This is a genomic window from Janthinobacterium sp. HH104 (assembly GCF_001758715.1).
GTDB classification, from domain to species: domain Bacteria; phylum Pseudomonadota; class Gammaproteobacteria; order Burkholderiales; family Burkholderiaceae_D; genus Janthinobacterium; species Janthinobacterium aestuarii.
Map to the genome: position 1 here is coordinate 12,714 of NZ_LRIB01000001.1, position 18,086 is coordinate 30,799.

General features: G+C 64.0%; 16 protein-coding genes. 6 read left to right on the forward strand and 10 right to left on the reverse strand.

Annotation, left to right across the window (positions count from 1 at the left end; translation table 11 throughout):
• Window position 1: 1 nt before the first annotated feature.
• The 8 genes from JAB6_RS00070 to JAB6_RS00105 form a co-directional block, all read right to left on the reverse strand.
• The gene (locus JAB6_RS00070) at window positions 2-1,813 is read right to left on the reverse strand and encodes a methyl-accepting chemotaxis protein (protein ID WP_034759388.1); all 1,812 of its coding nucleotides are present in this window, start codon (window positions 1,811-1,813) and stop codon (window positions 2-4) included.
• Between the two features lie 186 nt (window positions 1,814-1,999).
• Complete coding sequence (locus tag JAB6_RS00075; RefSeq protein ID WP_035825961.1) at window positions 2,000-3,235, reverse strand: argininosuccinate synthase; 1,236 nt, start codon at window positions 3,233-3,235, stop codon at window positions 2,000-2,002.
• 69 nt (window positions 3,236-3,304) lie between these two features.
• Entirely contained in the window at window positions 3,305-4,225 is a 921-nt protein-coding gene (argF, locus tag JAB6_RS00080; protein ID WP_034759379.1) for an ornithine carbamoyltransferase, read from the reverse strand.
• Window positions 4,226-4,509: 284 nt separating this feature from the next.
• Window positions 4,510-7,365, reverse strand: a complete 2,856-nt coding sequence (locus JAB6_RS00085; RefSeq protein ID WP_070300826.1) for an ATP-binding protein — start codon at window positions 7,363-7,365, stop codon at window positions 4,510-4,512.
• A 174-nt stretch (window positions 7,366-7,539) separates the two neighbouring features.
• A complete protein-coding gene (locus JAB6_RS00090; RefSeq protein ID WP_070300827.1) occupies window positions 7,540-7,992 on the reverse strand; it encodes a hypothetical protein in 453 nt (150 codons plus the stop codon).
• Between the two features lie 268 nt (window positions 7,993-8,260).
• Complete coding sequence (gene rsgA, locus JAB6_RS00095) at window positions 8,261-9,166, reverse strand: ribosome small subunit-dependent GTPase A (protein ID WP_070300829.1); 906 nt, start codon at window positions 9,164-9,166, stop codon at window positions 8,261-8,263.
• Window positions 9,163-9,528: a 4a-hydroxytetrahydrobiopterin dehydratase gene (locus JAB6_RS00100; protein ID WP_070300831.1), complete on the reverse strand. Its 366-nt coding sequence runs from the start codon at window positions 9,526-9,528 to the stop codon at window positions 9,163-9,165. Before JAB6_RS00100 ends, rsgA begins: the two co-directional genes overlap by 4 nt.
• On the reverse strand, window positions 9,525-10,805 hold the full coding sequence (locus JAB6_RS00105; RefSeq protein ID WP_070300833.1) for a M48 family metallopeptidase: 1,281 nt from the start codon (window positions 10,803-10,805) through the stop codon (window positions 9,525-9,527). Before JAB6_RS00105 ends, JAB6_RS00100 begins: the two co-directional genes overlap by 4 nt.
• A gap of 56 nt (window positions 10,806-10,861) precedes the next feature.
• On the opposite strand from JAB6_RS00105, the gene orn reads away from it, so the two are divergent.
• Window positions 10,862-11,470, forward strand: a complete 609-nt coding sequence (orn, locus tag JAB6_RS00110) for an oligoribonuclease (RefSeq protein WP_175444464.1) — start codon at window positions 10,862-10,864, stop codon at window positions 11,468-11,470.
• A 132-nt stretch (window positions 11,471-11,602) separates the two neighbouring features.
• Here orn and JAB6_RS00115 read toward each other — a convergent pair whose 3' ends face one another.
• On the reverse strand, window positions 11,603-11,968 hold the full coding sequence (locus tag JAB6_RS00115) for a hypothetical protein (protein WP_070300835.1): 366 nt from the start codon (window positions 11,966-11,968) through the stop codon (window positions 11,603-11,605).
• Window positions 11,965-12,909, reverse strand: coding sequence for a transcriptional regulator GcvA (gcvA, locus tag JAB6_RS00120; protein ID WP_034759349.1), 945 nt, complete (start codon window positions 12,907-12,909; stop codon window positions 11,965-11,967). The genes JAB6_RS00115 and gcvA overlap by 4 nt, the downstream gene beginning before the upstream one ends.
• 237 nt (window positions 12,910-13,146) lie before the next feature.
• Here gcvA and JAB6_RS00125 point away from each other — a divergent pair, with 237 nt between their 5' ends.
• The 5 genes from JAB6_RS00125 (at window position 13,147) to JAB6_RS00145 (ending at window position 18,079) form a co-directional block, all read left to right on the forward strand.
• Window positions 13,147-14,046, forward strand: coding sequence for a DMT family transporter (locus JAB6_RS00125; protein ID WP_058051029.1), 900 nt, complete (start codon window positions 13,147-13,149; stop codon window positions 14,044-14,046).
• A gap of 175 nt (window positions 14,047-14,221) precedes the next feature.
• Complete coding sequence (locus JAB6_RS00130) at window positions 14,222-15,307, forward strand: hemin-degrading factor (protein WP_070300836.1); 1,086 nt, start codon at window positions 14,222-14,224, stop codon at window positions 15,305-15,307.
• Complete coding sequence (locus JAB6_RS00135) at window positions 15,295-16,233, forward strand: hemin ABC transporter substrate-binding protein (RefSeq protein WP_083292438.1); 939 nt, start codon at window positions 15,295-15,297, stop codon at window positions 16,231-16,233. The genes JAB6_RS00130 and JAB6_RS00135 overlap by 13 nt, the downstream gene beginning before the upstream one ends.
• Entirely contained in the window at window positions 16,230-17,282 is a 1,053-nt protein-coding gene (locus JAB6_RS00140) for an iron ABC transporter permease (RefSeq protein WP_070300838.1), read from the forward strand. Before JAB6_RS00135 ends, JAB6_RS00140 begins: the two co-directional genes overlap by 4 nt.
• An 8-nt stretch (window positions 17,283-17,290) precedes the next feature.
• Window positions 17,291-18,079, forward strand: coding sequence for an ATP-binding cassette domain-containing protein (locus tag JAB6_RS00145; protein ID WP_070300925.1), 789 nt, complete (start codon window positions 17,291-17,293; stop codon window positions 18,077-18,079).
• Window positions 18,080-18,086 lie beyond the last annotated feature (7 nt).

Genomic DNA, 18,086 nt, shown 5'->3' on the forward strand with positions numbered 1-18,086 from the left:
ATCAGATGGTCACGGCGAAAGTCGACACGCTCGACTGCAGGTCGCCCGCCGCATATTGCAGCTGGTGCACGGCTTCGCTGGTGGCCTTCAAGGACTCCACCGTCTGCTGCGTGGCGTCGTTGAGCTGCATCATGGTGTCGGAAATCTGCGAAGCGCCGATCGCCTGCGACTGCATGCCTTGCAGCACGGCGTCGAATTGCGGCGTGAGTTTTTGCACCTGGTCCATCACGGACGACAGCTGCTCGGCTACTTGCCGCACTTCGCCCACGCTGCGGCGAATCTCTTCCGAGAATTTATCCATGCCCATCACGCTGGCGGACACGGCCGACTGCATTTCCTTGAGCATTTGCTCGATATCCCACGTGGAGACGGACGTCTGGTCGGCCAGGCGGCGGATTTCCGTGGCCACCACGGAAAAGCCGCGGCCCGCCTCGCCCGCTTTTTCCGCCTCGATGGCGGCGTTCAGCGACAGGATGTTGGTCTGGTCGGCCACCTTGGTGATGGTGATCAGCACGCTATTGATATTGCTGGCTTTTTCCGACAGGGCCGCCAGCTTGGCATTGATGGAATCGGTGGCCGAGACCATGTGCTGCATGGTCGAATCCATGCGCTTGAGGTTGTTCTGCGCTTCGGCCGTCGCGTTCGTTGTGTAGTCGGCCACCGCGGTGGCGTCTTCCATGGTTTTGAGCAACTGGCTCGTGTTGGCCGAGATTTCCTTGGTGGTGCTGAGGATTTCCACGCTCGTTTGCGCCTGCTCGATGCCCGTGGCTTCCTGCTGGCGCGCCGAGGCGGCGATTTCCGTGGCGGAGGTCGTCACCTGGATGCCGGCCTTTTGCACATTGTTGAGCAGGCTGCGCAGGTTTTCAAACATCTTCGCCAGGCCATTGCCCAGCTGGCCGATGGCGTCGCTGCCCGTGATGCCGACCTTGCCCGTCAGGTCGCCCGAGGCGGCTTTCGAGACCACTTCCAGCAGCGAATCGACCTTGGCCCGCAAGCTATTCGTCGCGGCCAGCTCATTGGCCTGGTTGTCCTGGATGGTTTGCGCCATGCGGTTGAATTCTTCCGACACCTTGCCCAGTTCGTCGCGCGAAAGGATGGTGGCGCGCGCGCGCTGGTCGCCGCTGGCGATGCGCCCGACGGCGTCCGTCAGGCTGTTCAGCGGGCCGAGGATGGCGCGGCCCAGCAGGTAGGAAATGCCCAGCGCCAGCGCCACGCATAGCAAGCCGCCCAGCGCCAGGGTCAGCATCATGGTTTCCTGCAATTTTGTCGTGGTGGCCGTGCGTTCGGCCAGCAAGCGCGATTCTTCGGCCGCGACTTCGTCGAGCAGCTTGTTCGCCTGTCTGACGGCAGGGTAGCCGCCGGCCGGCATGGTGCGCGCCACCGTTTCCGTGGCACCGGGCGCATTGCCCAGCGCGCGGCGTTTTTCGATCAGCGGGGTGATCCACTCCTTGACCCAGGTGGTGGTCAGCGCGTCGATCTTGCGGAAGCGTTCCGACTGCACCTTGTTGTCGGCCGTCATGGCGATGGCTTTTTGCGTGTGCTGGCTCAGCACGTCCATTTCATTCGATTCCGGCGACAGCGACGTTTCACTGCCGGTCAGGATGAAACCGCGTGCTTCCACCTGGATTTGCAGGATGGAATTGTGGATCCTGTCGATCTCGCCCAGCACTTCCATCGTGTGGCGGTCCCATGCATTGGCTTCCGACAGGCGCGAAAAGCTGTTGTAGGCCACACCGAGCAGTATCAGGATGATGGCCACGATGGAGCCGAAGCCCAGGTACAGTTTATTCTTGATACTCAGGTCTTTGAACATGGGAGGGCTCCGGAAGCGGGAAGGTCAGCACAATTGCACTGTAGCATTTTGCCACGGGGACAGCAAAATGGGGGCGATCCGGGCGCGCGCAGTGACGTAAATCGCGGACGAGTGCGTTTCAAACGTAAAAAAGCCGCCCGTGGGCGGCTTTGCTTGGCGCGGGAGACAGTGCCTCCCGGCAACTAGTTACTTCTGGCCGCGTTTTTCGCGGGCGATGGCGGCGATGCGCATGCGCAAGGCGTTCAGCTTGATGAAGCCGCCGGCGTCGGCCTGGTTGTAGGCGCCGCCGTCTTCGTCGAAGGTGGCGATGTTCATGTCGAACAGCGAATCCGTTTTCGAATCGCGCGAGACGACGATGACATTGCCCTTGTACAGCTTGATGCGTACCCAGCCGTTCACGGTTTCCTGCGTGTGGTCGATCAGGGTTTGCAGGGCGACGCGCTCGGGCGCCCACCAGTAGCCGTTGTAGATCATCGACGCGTAGCGCGGCATCAGGTCATCTTTCAGGTGGGCCACTTCGCGGTCCAGGGTGATCGATTCGATGGCGCGGTGGGCTTTCAGCATGATGGTGCCGCCCGGGGTTTCATAGCAGCCGCGCGATTTCATGCCGACGTAGCGGTTTTCCACCAGGTCCAGGCGTCCCACGCCATGCTTGCCGCCAACCTTGTTCAGTTCGGCCAGCACGGTGGCAGGCGACATGCGCACGCCGTTGATGGCGACGATATCGCCTTTTTCGTATTCGATGTCCAGGTATTCCGCTTCGTCCGGGGCGTTTTCCGGGCTGACGGTCCAGCGCCACATGGTTTCTTCCGCTTCGGCGCTCGGGTTTTCCAGGTGGCGGCCTTCAAAGCTGATGTGCAGCAAGTTGGCATCCATCGAGTACGGCGCGCCGCCGTTCTTGTGCTTCATGTCGATTTCGATGCCGGCGTCTTCCGCGTACTTCAGCAGTTTTTCACGCGACAGCAGATCCCATTCGCGCCACGGAGCGATGATTTTTACGCCAGGTTTGAGCGCGTAGGCGCCCAGTTCGAAACGCACCTGGTCGTTGCCCTTGCCGGTCGCGCCGTGCGAGATGGCGTCGGCGCCCGTGGCGTTGGCGATTTCGATCAGGCGTTTGGCGATCAGCGGACGGGCGATCGAGGTGCCCAGCAGGTATTCGCCTTCATACACGGTGTTGGCGCGGAACATCGGGAAGACGAAATCGCGCACGAATTCTTCGCGCACGTCTTCGATATGGATGTTTTCCGGCTTGATGCCGAACTTGATCGCCTTGGCGCGCGCCGGTTCCAGTTCTTCGCCCTGGCCCAGGTCGGCCGTGAAGGTGACGATTTCGCACTGGTAGTTATCTTGCAGCCATTTCAGGATGACGGAGGTGTCGAGTCCGCCGGAATAGGCCAGGACTACTTTTTTAATGTCGCTCATATTGCTTCCAGTTGTCGTTGTCGATGTATGTATTGCGATGCTGCCAGGTTTTATGCAGTGCCGGGCGAATTATTGGATTTTACCGAGTAACAGGTATTCAATCAGCGCTTTTTGCACGTGCAAGCGGTTTTCCGCCTCGTCCCACACGACCGATTGCGGGCCGTCGATCACTTCTGCCGCCACTTCCTCGCCGCGGTGGGCGGGCAGGCAGTGCATGAACAGCGCGTCGGGTGCGGCGCGGGACATCTTCGCGCCATCGACGATCCAGCCGTCGAAGGCGGCGATACGGGCCGCGTTTTCCGCTTCGTAGCCCATGCTGGTCCACACGTCCGTGTTGACCAGGTGCGCGCCCTCGCAGGCGTCCGACGGGTTGGCGAAGAAGGTATAGCGCTGCGTCTTGACTTGCGACAGGTCGATGTCGTAGCCCTTCGGCGTCGAGACGTTGACGTGGAAGCCGAACACTTCGGCCGCCTGCAGCCACGAGTACAGCATGTTGTTGGCGTCGCCGATCCAGGCGACGACCTTGCCGGCGATCGAGCCGCGGTGTTCGATGTAGGTGAAGATGTCGGCAAAGACCTGGCACGGGTGGTGTTCATTGGTCAGGCCATTGATTACCGGCACGCGCGAATTGGCGGCGAAACGCTCGATGATCTCCTGGCCGAAGGTACGCACCATAATGATGTCGCACATGCGCGACATGACCTGGCCCGCGTCTTCCACCGGCTCGCCGCGGCCCAATTGGGAATCGCGCGTGTTCAGGTAGATGGCGGCGCCGCCCAGCTGGTGCATGCCGGCTTCGAACGACAATCGCGTGCGGGTGGAGTTCTTTTCAAAGACCATCACCAGGGTGCGGTCGATCAGTGGATGGTAGATTTCATAGTTCTTGAACTTGCGCTTGATCAGATGGGCGCGTTCGATCACATATTCATACTCTTCCAACGTGAAATCGGAGAACTGGAGGTAGTGCTTGATCGGTTTTTTTGTCGACATAATGACCACTTGAAGATGCGCAGGCCGCCGGCGGCGTGCCTTTCCCGCCGGGTTGCATCAGCGTACAACATCTCGTCTGATGACTGCCTCGCCCGGCGCGCTGCTGTGTTGATCGGTGCCAGCGCGACGCTTGTCGCGCGGGTCGATGCGGTTTGCCATGTTGAAAATAATGCAATGGCAAGTACTTCAGCCGTTCAATTATAAGGGTTTTGCTTTTAGATTGGAAAGACCGTCCGGGCGCGTACTTGTATAGGCAAGCCTGCACCCGGGCAAAGGGCGGCGGATTAATAGATGCTGGCGGGCGCGGCCCCGTCCAGCTGGGGCGCCACCAGCGGTAAATCCAGCGTGAAACGCGTGCCGGCGGGGCTGCTGGCCACTTGGATGGTGCCGCCCAGCAGCGCCGTGACGATGTTGTAGCTGATCGACAAACCGAGGCCGCTGCCGCCCTGGCCAAGCTTGGTGGTAAAGAAAGGGTCGAAGATGCGCGACAAATGCTGTTCGGCGATGCCGCCGCCATTGTCGGCGAAGACGACCTTCACGCGCGCGCCGTCGAGCGTGGCGGACAGGCGCATGCAACCGGTGCCGGCGGCACCGTCGTTGGGTGCGGGTGCGAAGGCGTGCAGCAGGGCATTGTTGATCAGATTGGTGATCACCTGGCCGAACGGGCCCGGATAGCTGTCCATGGCGATGCCGAATGCAATGTCCGTCTCGATGCGGTGGCCCGAACTGCGGATGCGGTTCATGACGGTGGCGATGATTTCATTGCTTACCTGTTGCAGGTCGAACTGGCGCCGCTGTTCGGTGGTGCGGTCGACGGCTACCTGTTTGAAGCTGTTGACGAGGTCGGCCGCGCTGTGCAGCCCGCGCATCACCAGCGCCGACGCCTTGCTTGCATCGTCGATGTAGGCGGCCAGGTCCGAGCGGCGCAGGCCGGGGCCGTTCATCAGGCGCTCCACGTCTTCCGTCTTTTGCAGCATGGTGCTGGCGATTAATAAACTGTTGCCGATCGGGGTATTGAGTTCATGCGCCACGCCGGCCATCAGCGAGCCGAGGGCGGCCAGCTTTTCCTGCGACGCCAGTTGCGCCTGGGCATCCTGCAGTTGCCGGTAGGCGCTGGCATTGTCGAGCGCGATGGCTCCATACGCGCACAGGGTGCGGAAGATCAGGCGTTCGCGTTCGCCGTAGGCATGGGCATGGCAGGCCTGCACCGTCATCACGCCCAGCACGCGTTCGCCCACCGTCAAGGGCACGTACAGCACGCTCTGATTATGCAGGGTGCCGGGCACGGTGTAGGCGTGGCGCTTCGGCGGTACCTGGTCGATATACACTTCGCGCCGGCTCAGCAGGCAGCGCACGGAGTAGGCGCGTGGGTTGCTCAGTGGAATGGCGTTGTCGGACAAGGGGCGGCCCGCTTCCATGCCGTGCGCGCGGCGCAGCGCCGTGCCCGCCGCATCGAGCATGTAGACGGCGAAGGTGTTGACTGGCAGCAAGGCATGCACGTGGCGGTCCAGCACCTGGAACACGGCGCTGGCGTCGAGGTGGGTGGTGATTTCCTGGCCGATGGCCGACAGCCGTTCCAGGGTGTCGCTGGTTTGCTGCAGCACTTCGGCGCGCCGTGCTTCCGAGGCGGCCAGTTCGCGGTGGTGATAGCCTTCCGAGCGCGCATGTTCCGTCTGGTGGTAGACCTGCATGGCGGTGGCGCGGTTGCTTGCCTGCTGGGTGTGGCTTTTTTCGCGCGCCACGCCCGCCGCGAGGGCGATATCGTAGGCGCGCGCATAGTCGCCCGCATGCGCGTACTCGCGCGCCAGCGCATCGAGCAGTTCGCCGGGCGGCACATAGCCGTCGATGGAGGCGGCCACCTGCAGCGCCTGGTGCAGGAAATGCAGGGCGGGATTGCGTTCCTGCATGCCTGCGGGCGGCGGCAGGTCGTGGCGCGCATGCAGCATGGACAGCACGCGCAGCGCCGCCACCTGATGCATGGCGTCGCCCTGCGCGGTGGCCAGCTGGCAAGCCCGCTCGGCTGCCTGCAGCGCTTCGTCCGGGCGGTCCAGGTAAGACAGCGCGTGGGCGCTGCCGCGTTGCGCCATGCTGCGGAAATCGGCCTGGCCCAGCGCTTCGGCGCGCTGCGCCAGACGGCTGAAGGCGTCGAGCGCCGTGTCGTAGTCGCCCTTGTCCAGGCTCAGTTCGCCCAAGTGGAACAGGGCGTTGGCATAGGTGCGCGCGCCCGCCATGGGAGTCAGGATGTGCAGCGCTTCGCGCAGCAAGTCTTCCGCCGCGCCCAGGCGTCCCAGCTTGCGCATGGTTTCGGCCGTATGCGTCTGGCAGGCGCCGATGCTGCGCGGCCAGCCCGTGGGGCGCGCCAGGTCCAGCGCGCACTGCATCCATTCGAGCGCCGATTCGTTGTCGTTGAGGCTGGAGAAACAGTCGCCGATATTGATGGCGGCCGTGATGGCGCCGCGCAGCTGGCCGCTTTCCAGGGCCGCTTCGTAGCTTTGCATGTAGTGGCCGGCGGCCGCGCCCAGGTCGCGCGACGTGTGCGCCAACAAGCCGCGGAAATCGTGCACCCAGGCGGCCAGCGGCGCGGGCAGCTTGCCGCTGGCGCCGTCGGCCTGGAAGTGGCCGCCCCAGCGGGCCTGGGCGGCCGGCGCGTCGCGCAAGACGGCCCAGCGCGCCGTGGCCGCGTCGGCCAGGCTGGCGCGCATCGCATCGCCGGCGCCACGCGCTTGCTGCGCCGCGGCCAGCAGTTCGGCATCGCAGCGGGCATGGTCACCGCGGTCGACGGCGATCGAGGACAGCAGCCAGTGGGCGTCGGCGCAGCCGGCGCCGTCGCCGTGTGCGCCGCAGGTGGCGCACGCGGCCATGGCCAGGCTTTCCGCGGAGTCGAGCGCGCCTTGCAGCCAGGCCACTTCCGCCTGCACCAGTTGCAGGCGCGCGCGCGCCTGTTCCAATGCGGCCGCATCGAAGTCGGCCAGCGGCAGCAGCAGATGCGCTTCCTCGCTCAGCGCAATTGCTCTGTTGCAGTCACGCTGGCGCAAATGCCAGGACAGCAACAGCAGCAGCGGTACGCGCCCGGCGCCGCGCAACGGCAGCAATGCGCTTTCCCACTGCGCTACGTCATGTTCGAGCGCGAACATTTCCATTCAAGCATTCTCCCCGCAAACAGTGGCGCCAGCCTGCGTCCGCACAGGCCATGTGTCATGGCATTGTAAGCTGCATTCAGGGGAATTGTTCAGTACGCCTGTCAGAATTATGTGGCCGGCATGACGCCGCAGGCGGGGCGCTTTGCCCCATGCCGCATGCGTTCTGCCGTGCGCCTAGCGTGAAACCAGACGAACGCTGTTGACGCTGACGCCGCTGATGCTGCGCGTGTCGTCAGGCAGGCGCAAGCCCGACAGCAGTTGGGCGTTGTCGATGGTCACCTGTTCGCCCGCATTGCTGAAGGCGAATGTTGCACCTTTCTGGGTGGCAAACTTGCCAGCCCCGATGGGAAGAATTCTCACACTGGGTTTTGGTTGCATTTCGCGGTCGTCGATCAGGCGGCCATAGAAGTGACTGTCTTGCTGGCGCACTTCCAGCCGTTGCCCGTTCGACAGGCGGTATTGCCGTTCGATCTCGGACGCTTCCTGCGCCGTCACATGGTAGTACGCGTTGCTGCTGACTCTGACACTGCCAGTGGTTTGTGGAGTCGCAACGGTTTGCGCGTGGGCGGTGCCGGCGACAAGCGCGAACAGGGCGGCGGCAAGGGGGAGGAAACGTTTGGTATGCATGACATTCACCTTCGATCAGGATGGCTGGATGGATGGGAGTTAGATCGTGTGGTCGCTGGCAGGTTTCCGGCAGGGACTGGTGACAAGGTAGCAAACGGCCTTTGCCATCGCCAGCGGCAGGCGATGGAAGGCAGGTTTTACGCGATGAAGTGCATAAAACGGCAGATGAACGGTTTTGGGATTAAAGTCGGAAGGCGTGCTCGGCGGCGAAATTAAATTTCGCCTGCCGGGTGTTTTGCGGCGCTATATTTGAATGGGGAAATATTTCTTAATACAGGGTCTGCGCCGATTCGTGCAGCAGCTGGCCATACAGGGTATGGCGCATCTTGGGAATCTTGCCTTCCGATAAGGCTTGCAGGATGGCGCATTGCGGCTCGATCAGGTGGCGGCAGTTATAGAACTTGCAGCCGCCAAGATACGGCTGGAATTCGCGGAAGGCCCGCTCCAGCATGCCTTCGGACAGATGGTACAGGCCGAATTCCTGGAAGCCGGGCGAATCGATGATGGAACTGTTCGCGCCCAGTTCGTCGAGCTTGTACAAGCGCGTAAAGGTCGTCGTGTGCTTGCCCGTGTCGAGCGCGGCCGAGATTTCGCGCACGGCGATGTCGGCGTCCGGCACCAGCAGGTTGATCAGCGACGATTTGCCCATGCCCGACTGGCCGATCAGGATCGACGACTGGCCCGCCAGCAGGGGCGCCAGCGTGGCCACAGCGTGCTCGGGTTCGGCACGGGCCGACACTTCATCGACGGGGTAACCCATCGAGGAATACGGCAGCAGGCGTTCGCGGGCGCGCTCCAGTGAAGCGGTCACGTCCGTTTTGTTGAGGATGATGCGCGCTTCGATGCCGGCCGCGTCGGCCGCCACCAGCGAGCGCGATATCAGGTCGTCGGCAAAGCCCGGTTCCGTCGCCACGACGATGAACAGCTGCGTCAAATTGGCGGCCAGCAGCTTCGATTTGTACTGGTCCGAGCGGTACAGCAGGGTCTTGCGTTCCTCGATGCGGTCGATGACGGCCTGGTCGTTCGAGGTGCGCGTCAGGTGCACGATGTCGCCCACGGCCACATTGGTTTTCTTGCCGCGCGTCACGCATTGCAGCTTGGCACCGTCCACGTCGGCCAGATAGTGGCGGCCGTGGGCGGCGATGATGACGCCCGTCAACTTGCCTTCGCTCATGCGGTCACCTGACTGCTCTGGTAGATGAGGTCTGCCTTGGCGGCGCAGATGAAGTCGTTTTCGGACAGGCCGCCGGCGCCCTGGTTGACCGAGTGCGTGTCGTAGCGCACGGCGCAGGTTTTGTAAGTAATGATGAGCTCCGGATGGTGGTCTTGCGTATGGGTCATATAGGCCAGGGCGTTCACGAACGCCAGGGTCTGGTAGTAATTCTTGAAGCCGAAGTCGCGGCACAGCTTGCCATTTTGCACCGTCCACTGGGGCAGCAGGGCGTGCAGGGTGGCGATGTCCGTGTCGCCCAGCGCCTGCTGGCGCGGCGCGCAGGACAGTTGGGTCAGGTCTTGCGAGGTCGATGGCGTATTCATGTGGCAGCCCCTTTCAGGTGGCGGATGCGCACGCTGGCCGGCGGGTGCGAGTCGTAGAAGGCCGAGTGCAGCGGGTCGGGCGTCAAGGTCGACGCATTGTCTTCATACATTTTGACGAGGGCCGAGACCAGGTCGTCCGCCTGCGTGTGCGTGGCGGCAAAGGCGTCCGCTTCGAATTCGTGCTTGCGCGAGCTGAGCGACGTCAACGGTCCCAGCAGGAAAGTGAAGACGGGCAAGGCCAGCATGAACAGCAGCAGGGCCAGCGCATCGGTCGGCTGGCCCGTCAGCGCCAGGGCGACAGGGTCGACACCGAGGCCCGCGTAAAACCATGGCTGCGTCTTCAGGAAGCCCAGCAGCGCGAGGAAACCCAGCGAGATGACGAACATCATGGCGATGCGCTTGACGATGTGCTTGAGCTTGAAGTGGCCCAGTTCATGCGCCAGCACGGCTTCGATTTCCTGCGGCGCCAGGCGCGACAGCAAGGTGTCGAAGAAGACGATGCGCTTGTTGGCGCCAAAGCCCGAGAAATACGCATTGCCGTGGGCGCTGCGCTTCGAGCCATCCATGACGAACAGGCCTTTCGAAGCGAAACCGACGCGCTGCATCAAGCCTTCGATGCGGCTTTTCAGCGCTTCGTCGGCCAGCGGCGTGAATTTGTTGAACAGCGGGGCGATGACGGTCGGGAACAGCACCATCATCAGCAGCTGGAAGCCGCTCCAGACGAACCACGCGTACAGCCACCACAGGTCGCCCGACTTGGCCATCAGGGTCAGCACGACCCAGATCAGCGGCAGGCCGATGGCCGCGCCCAGGCCCACGCCCTTGAGCATGTCCGTGAAGAACAGCTTGCGCGCCATGGTGTTGAAGCCGAAGCGCTGCTCCAGCACGAACTGGCGGTAGTAATCGAAGGGCAGGTCGATCAGGCCGGAAATGGCGGCAAAGGCGGCGATCAGGCCGATCTGGTACAGCATGGGCGAGCCCGGCCCCATCCATTCATTCAGGTGCAGCGCCAGCCATTGCAGGCCGCCCAGCAAGGTAAAACCGATCAGCACGGCGTAGTTGACCAGCAAGGTCAGCAAGCCGAACTTGGTCTTCGCCACCGTGTAGTCGGCGGCCTTCTGGTGCGCGGCCAGCGGGATTTTTTCCGCGAATTCGGGCGGCACTGCGGCGCGGTGGGCCAGCACGTGGCGAATCTGCCGCGAAGCGAGCCAGAAGCGCACGGCCAGGGTCAAAACGAGGACGGATACAAACAAAATCGAAAACGCGAGTGAATACATTCTGTGCCTGTGAGAAAATGGCTGATTATTTAGTTTGATTAGGCCAAGAGAGAATTATGTCACAAGCGACCGACTTAACTGCAGCCACCTCTGCATCCGCCCCCGCACCCACCGTGCCGGCACGTCCAAACGAGATGAACCTGGTCTGGGTCGACATGGAAATGACGGGCCTGGAGCCCGATACCGACCGCATCATCGAAGTGGCGGTGGTGGTCACGGACATGCACTTGAACCTGCTGGCCGAAGGCCCCGTGTTCGTGATTCATCAGTCCGATGAAACCCTGAACAAGATGGATGCCTGGAACAAGGGCACGCACGGCCGCTCGGGCCTGATCGATAAGGTGAAAGCGTCGACCGTGACGGAAGCGCAGGCGGAAGCGGAACTGATCGCGTTCCTGAAGAAATACGTACCGGCAGGCAAGTCGCCCATGTGCGGCAACACCATCGGCCAGGACCGCCGCTTCATGGTGCGTGGCATGCCAAAGCTGGAAGCGTTCTTCCACTATCGCAATGTTGACGTGTCGACACTGAAAGAGCTGTGCAAGCGCTGGAAGCCGGAAATCGCCACCGGTTTCAAGAAACACCAGAAGCATACGGCGCTGGCCGATATCCTGGAATCGATCGAAGAGCTCAAATACTACCGCGAGCATTTCATCAAATTGTAATGATGTTGTCGGCTTACGCGCTGCGCGCTAAGCCGACCTACGTGCTCTGATCTGTTTTGGTGGTGTTGTCGGGTTACGCGCTGCGCGCTAACCCGACCTACGGGCCATCCACCGCCGCGGGCGTAGGTCGGCTTAGCGCCCTGGCGCGTAAGCCGACACATCCGCCGGCTCAAAGACAAGGCTGTGCCAGACGCCATCCTCACCCTGCCATTCCAGCGCAAACGGTCCCGTTTGCCGTAAAGCCGTAATCCAGCGCACCGCGCCAGGCTGGCGGAAATAGGCCGCGCACTGGCCGAACGGCTGGCCCAGCCGGCACAGCACCAATCCCTCGCCCGCGACGGCGCACCATTGCTCATCGACATCGATCAAGGCTGCGGCCGGGTCGCCATAGAACTCGCCCACGCTGGCTTGCCGGCCATCGGCAGCGATCACCGTGGCGTGCTCATATTCATGCTGGACACTATATGCGGCGCTGCGCGCCAGTTCCCTGCTCGTCATGCTGTCTCCACTGTTGGCCAGACGGTTTCCTGGTCGGCGCGCGCCTCGGCGATCAGCCATTCGCAGAATGCATGCACGAGGGGCCGCGTTTCCGCCTGGGGCGAGCGCAGCAGATAATAGCAGTGGGGGCCGCGCACGGCGTGTTCGAATACGCGCACGAGGCGGCCCGAGCGCAAATCGTCGCCGATCAGGGGACTGGCGGCAATGGCCACGCCCTGGCCGCTGGCGGCCGCGTCCAGGCACAGATACGTGTGCGAAAAGCGCGCGCCGCTGTTGCCGCTATTGCCGCTGTAATGCACACCGCAGCTGTGCAGCCAGCGCGTCCAGTCGATTTCGCCGGGCAAGTGCACCTCCGGCTCGTCGTGCAGCAGCGGGTAGCGCAGCAGGTCGGCCGGCTGGCGCAGGCTGGCCGCGTTGGCGCGAAAATCGGGGCTGCAGACGGCGGAAAACCATTCTTCCATCAATAAATCGACTTTCAGGCCCGGATAGCGGCCAGGTCCCAGGCGGATGGCCACATCCACGCCGTCGCGCGCCAGGTCGACCGGGTGCATCGACGCCAGCACGCGCAGCTCGATCTGCGGATAGCGGTCGCGCAGCCGGCCCAGGCGCGGCATCAGCCAGCGCGAGACGAGCGAGCTGGTCGCCGTCACCGTCACCACCTTGTCGTCGCCCTGGCGCCGCGCCTGTTCGGACACGTCGGCCAGTTGGTTCAGGATCGGCCCCAGCGAGGCCGCGTAGCGCTGGCCCGCGCTGGTGAGCACCACGCCACGCGGCAGGCGCTGGAACAGCACGATGCCCAGCCACGCTTCCAGCTGTTTCACGTGGTGGCCGATGGCGCCGGCCGACACATGCAATTCTTCGCCCGCGCGCTGGAAGCCTTCATGGCGGGCGGCCGCCTCGAAGGCGTGCAGGGCGGCGAGTGGGGGCAGGGGACGTGACATGGCACTCTCAAGAGAATTGAGCCTCAGTAATATTTGGCCTATCCGTGAAGAATATTGGTTTGTTTCATTTTGCGCAAGCGAATATGATGCCGTCACTGCGTGAAGCGACCCGCAATAGGATTTACGCATGCATCATCTCCCGGCCTTGCTGGGCATTTATATTTACAACGTTACAACGCCTGGAAAACCGTCGCGATACGCAGCAGGTTTGCCCAGGTGTACTCAAAGAGGTTAGTCATGTCTGATCGCCGCGCTGTTGCGCTGGTGTTGCTGTCGGCCGCCGGTTTCGGCAGTTCCGCAGTGTTTGCCAAGGCGGCATATGCGTCCGGGGTCAACCCGTCGACCATGCTGGCCTTGCGTTTCGTCATCGCCGCCATGCTGTTGCTGCCGCTCGTGTGGCTCGGTGGCTGGCGCTTGCCGCGCGGCCGCCTGCTGGCCGGCTACATGCTGATGGGCCTGATGTACACGGCCCAGTCGCAAGGCTATTTCAATGCCCTCATGTATGCCAGCAGCGGCCTGTGCGGCATGCTGCTGTACGTGTATCCCGTGCTGGTGACCATCCTCGCGCTGGCCCTGGGCTGGGAAAAGCTGGACCGCCGCATGCTGGTGCTGATGGCGCTGGCCATTGCCGGCATGGCCATCACCTTGGGCGGCAAGCTGCAGGGTCAGCCCATCGGCATCGCCCTGGCATTGATGGCGGCCGGCGTGTACGCCGTGTACATCCTGTTTGGCAACAGCCTGTCGAAAAGCCGCGAGAATATTCACCCATTGGCCGCCTGCGTCGTGATTTTGGGTACGGCAGGCCTGTCGAACAGCGCGATCGCCTTGTGGCAGGGCGTGTCCTTGCCAGGCACGGCGACCGGCTGGCTTGCCGTTAGCGCCATCGCCCTGTTCTCGACGGCCATCGCCATTGCCGCCTTCTTTGCCGGCGTGGCGCAGATCGGCGCGGCCAAGGCGTCCATCATTTCCACGTTCGAGCCCGTGATCACGATGGCGTTCGGCGTGACCTTGCTGAAGGAATCCGTCAGCGGCACGCAATTGCTGGGCGGCGCCATGGTGCTGGCCGCCGTCGTCTTGCTGGCGCAGCGGCCCACTGCCAAGCCGGTCTCCATGCCGGCCGTGCAAGCGAGCGCCTGACTTTTTTTCCCGAACTGATCGGTTGTATCGATCGGTCTCCTTTGCGCGGTTTTTCTTCACATAAATAACACTTGATTGCGAATGATTCTCATTTATAATTGACTTCAAGATTCCCCCACCACCAGCCAGCCCATGCCAGCCAGTGTTCGCCTTGAAAGGAGACACCGTGTCGAGCATGCCCCCTATTTGCAATACCGAGCTGGTCACCAGCGAATTTACCCGCCTGCGCCGCGAGAAAAAAGCCCGCCACCGCGACATCGCCGAAGACCTGGGCATTTCCGAAGGCGAGCTGATCGCCGCACATGCGGGCCTGTCGCTGGCCAATGGCGCCTTGCTGGACGCCGAGCGCCTGCGGGCCGACTGGCCCGCCATCATCGCCGCGCTGGAACCGCTGGGCGAAGTCATGGCACTGACGCGCAACGCTTCGTGCGTGCATGAAAAGACGGGCGTCTATCGACAAGCCAGCCACAACAATCACGTGGGCCTGGTGCTCGGTGGCGACATCGACCTGCGCGTGTTCTACCGCCAGTGGGCGCATGGCTTTGCCGTACGCGAGATGGGAGAAAAGGAAGTGCAGCGCAGCCTGCAGTTTTTCGATGCGGCCGGCCAGGCCGTGCACAAGATTTTCCTCAAGCCGCAAAGCGATATTGGCGCCTATGACGCGCTGGTCGCGCATTTTGCCGACGCGCACCAGGAGGCCGGCATTGCCGTGAAGGCGCCGGCGCCGCCGCCGGCCGAGCTGCCCGACGCGCAGATCGACGTGGCCGGCTTTCGCGCCGCCTGGGCCGACTTGCGCGACACGCATGAATTTTTCACCATGCTGAAAAAATACTCGGTCTCGCGCCTGCAGGGCTTGCGCCTGGCCGAGCCGCGCTTCGTGCAGCAGCTCGACAAATCCTGCGTGCTCGACCTGCTCAAGGACGCCGCGCTTGAAAAAGTATCGATCATGGCTTTCGTCGGCAATGCCGGCATGATCCAGATCCATTCGGGCCCCGTGCACAAGATCGCCGTGATGGGACCGTGGATCAATATCCTCGATGCGCGCTTCAACCTGCATTTGCGCGAAGACCATATCGCCAGCGCCTGGGTGGTGAAAAAGCCCACGGTCGATGGCCTGGTGACGTCCGTGGAACTGTTTGACGCCAAGGGCGACACCATCGCCATGTTCTTCGGCGAACGCAAGCCGGGCGTGCACGAGCTGTGCGAATGGCGCCATATCGTCGACCGGGTGGCGCAGGAGGGCGAACTATGCGCCGCATGATCGCCGCCAGCGTGGCGCGCCGCATCGCGCTGAAAAAGATGGGGGCGGGCGCGCTGGCCTTGGCCGCGCCGATGCAGGTGCTGGCCGCCGTCAGCGACGCGGGTAAACCTGTGGCGAAAGCGCGGCGCATCGTCAGCGTGGGCGGCGCCCTGACGGAAATCGTCTATGCGCTCGGAGCGCAGGGCGAACTGGTGGGCGTCGATACGACCTCGCTGTATCCGGCCGTGGCGCAACAGCTGCCGCAGGTGGGCTACGCGCGCACCTTGTCGGCCGAAGGCGTGCTGTCGCTGGCGCCCACGCAGCTGATCGCCACCGAGGAAGCGGGGCCGCAAGCGGTGCTGCGTCAGGTGCGCGACGCGGGCGTGCCGGTGGCGGTGCTGAACGCGAATAACAAATTCGAAGGCTTGCTCGAACGGGTGAAACAAGTGGGGCAGATCACGGACCGTGCCGACCCCGCCGCGCGCCTGGCGCAAGCCTTGCAGCAGCAGTGGGACGGCGCGCTGGCCAAGGTGCGCCAGCGCGGCCACTCGCCGGTACAATCAGCCGTGCGCGTGCTGTTCATCCTCGCGCATGCGCCGAACCAGGTGATGGTGGGCGGGCGCGAGACGGGCGCCGACGCCATGCTCGCGTATGCGGGCGCCGTCAATGTGATGGGCGGGCAGGGTGGATTCGCCAGCTACAAACCGCTGACGCCGGAAGCCGTGATCGCCGCGCGGCCCGACATCGTGCTCGTCACGGACCAGGGCTTGAAGGCCTCGGGCGGCGTGGACGGCATCTTGAAACTGCCAGGCCTGGCGCAGACGCCGGCCGGGCGCAAGCACCGCATCGTGTCGCTGGAAGCCATGCTGCTGCTGGGCTTTGGCCCGCGCATGCCGCAGGCGCTCATGGAACTCGACGCCGCCTTTGCGAAAGCCATGGCTGCATGAACGTGGCCTCCGTGGTGTCCGCCGCTCCATGGCGCTGGCCACGCTGGGGCGCAGGCGGGCTGCTGGCGGCCGCACTGGCTGGTGGTCTGCTCATCGCCGTGCAGGCGGGCGCCGTGCCCGTGACGCTGGCCGACTGGCTGGCGCCATTTCAAGCGGGCGGCGAGGCGCTGTCCGGCGGCGCCTATGTGCTGTGGCATATCCGTTTGCCGCGCGCCCTGTTCGCCGCCCTGATCGGTGCCGCGCTGGCGCTGGCCGGCGGCCTGACGCAAGGGCTGTTCCGCAATCCGCTGGCCGACCCGGGGCTGCTGGGCGTGAGCAGCGGCGCCGCCTGCGCGGGCGCGGCCACCATCGTCTTTGCCGCCAGCCTGCACGTGGCGCCCGAGCTGCGTGTGTGGCTGCTGCCGGGGGCCGCGTTTGCGGGCGCCATGCTGATCTGCGTCCTGCTCGACCGCGTTGCCCGCTGGGCCACACCCGGCTCCATCGTCGGCCTGCTGCTGACGGGCGTAGCGCTGAACGCCATCACGGTGGCCGTCATGGGCCTGTGCATCTACCTGGCCAGCGACGACCAGTTGCGCACCCTGACTTTCTGGACCCTCGGTTCGCTGTCGGCCGGCAGCTGGCGCCAGGTGGCGGCTTTGCTGCTGGTGCTGGCCGGCGCGCTGTGGGCCACGCGCTTCCTGATGCGCTCATTGAACGCGCTGGCGCTGGGCGAGGCGCAGGCGCTGCACGTGGGCGTCGACGTGGGCCGGCTGCGCACGCAGGTGATCGTGCTGGTGGCCGTGCTGACGGGGTTTGCCGTCGCCTGGTGCGGCGGCATCGGTTTTATCGGCCTGATCGCGCCGCACCTGGTACGCACCTGGCTGGGCGCCGACCAGCGCCGCGTGCTACCGCTGTCCATGCTGGCCGGCGGCTTGCTGCTGCTATTGGCCGACACCCTGGCGCGCACCGTCGCCATTCCCGCGGAAGTCCCCGTCGGCATTTTCACGGCCTTGCTGGGCGGGCCATTTTTCCTGATGCTGTTGCGGCGCTTCCGCCACGGCACCGCCTAGAGGTGAACATGACGCCCTTGCTGGAACTCTCCTTCGCCACCACGCAACTGGGCCAGCAGTATTTCGGCCCCTTCACTGTGCGGGTGGCGCCCGGCGAGCGCATCGCCATCCTCGGTCCCAGCGGCGCGGGCAAGTCGACCCTGCTCAAACTGATGGCGTGCGAATTGCAGCCGCAGGCGGGCCAGGTGGTGCTTGCCGGCCGTCCCCTGGCGCAGTGGCCGCTGGCCGAACTGGCCGTGCGCCGCGCCGTGCTGCCGCAAGGCTCGAACGTGGCCTTCGGCTTGCAGTGCGAACTGGTGATCGGCCTCGGGCGGGTGGCGCGCCTAGTCGACCCGCAACTGGAGCGCATCGTGCAGGACGCTGCCGCCCTGGCGCATGCCGCGCATCTGCTGGGCCGCCGCCTGGACACTTTATCCGGCGGCGAACAGGCCAGGGTGCAGTTGGCGCGCATCTTCGCGCAGATGTGGGACGTACGCGATGGCTTGATACTGGTCGATGAACCGCTGGCGGCGCTCGATCCCGGCCTGCAGTTCGATCTGCTCGACAGCCTGCAGCAGTTCTGCGCTGCGCGCGGCCACGCCGTCATCGCCATCCTGCACGACATCAATCACGCCTTGCTGGGCTTCGAGCGGCTGCTGCTCGTGCGTTCGGGCCAGCTGGTCGCCGACATCGCCAGCGATGCCGGCGCCGTGCCCGCCCTGGCCGCGCTGTACGGCATCGCCCTGACGACGGCCACCAGCAGCGATGGCCACGTGTGCGTCATCCCTGCCAGGAGCGCCGTGCGCAGGGCGGCCTGACCGACTC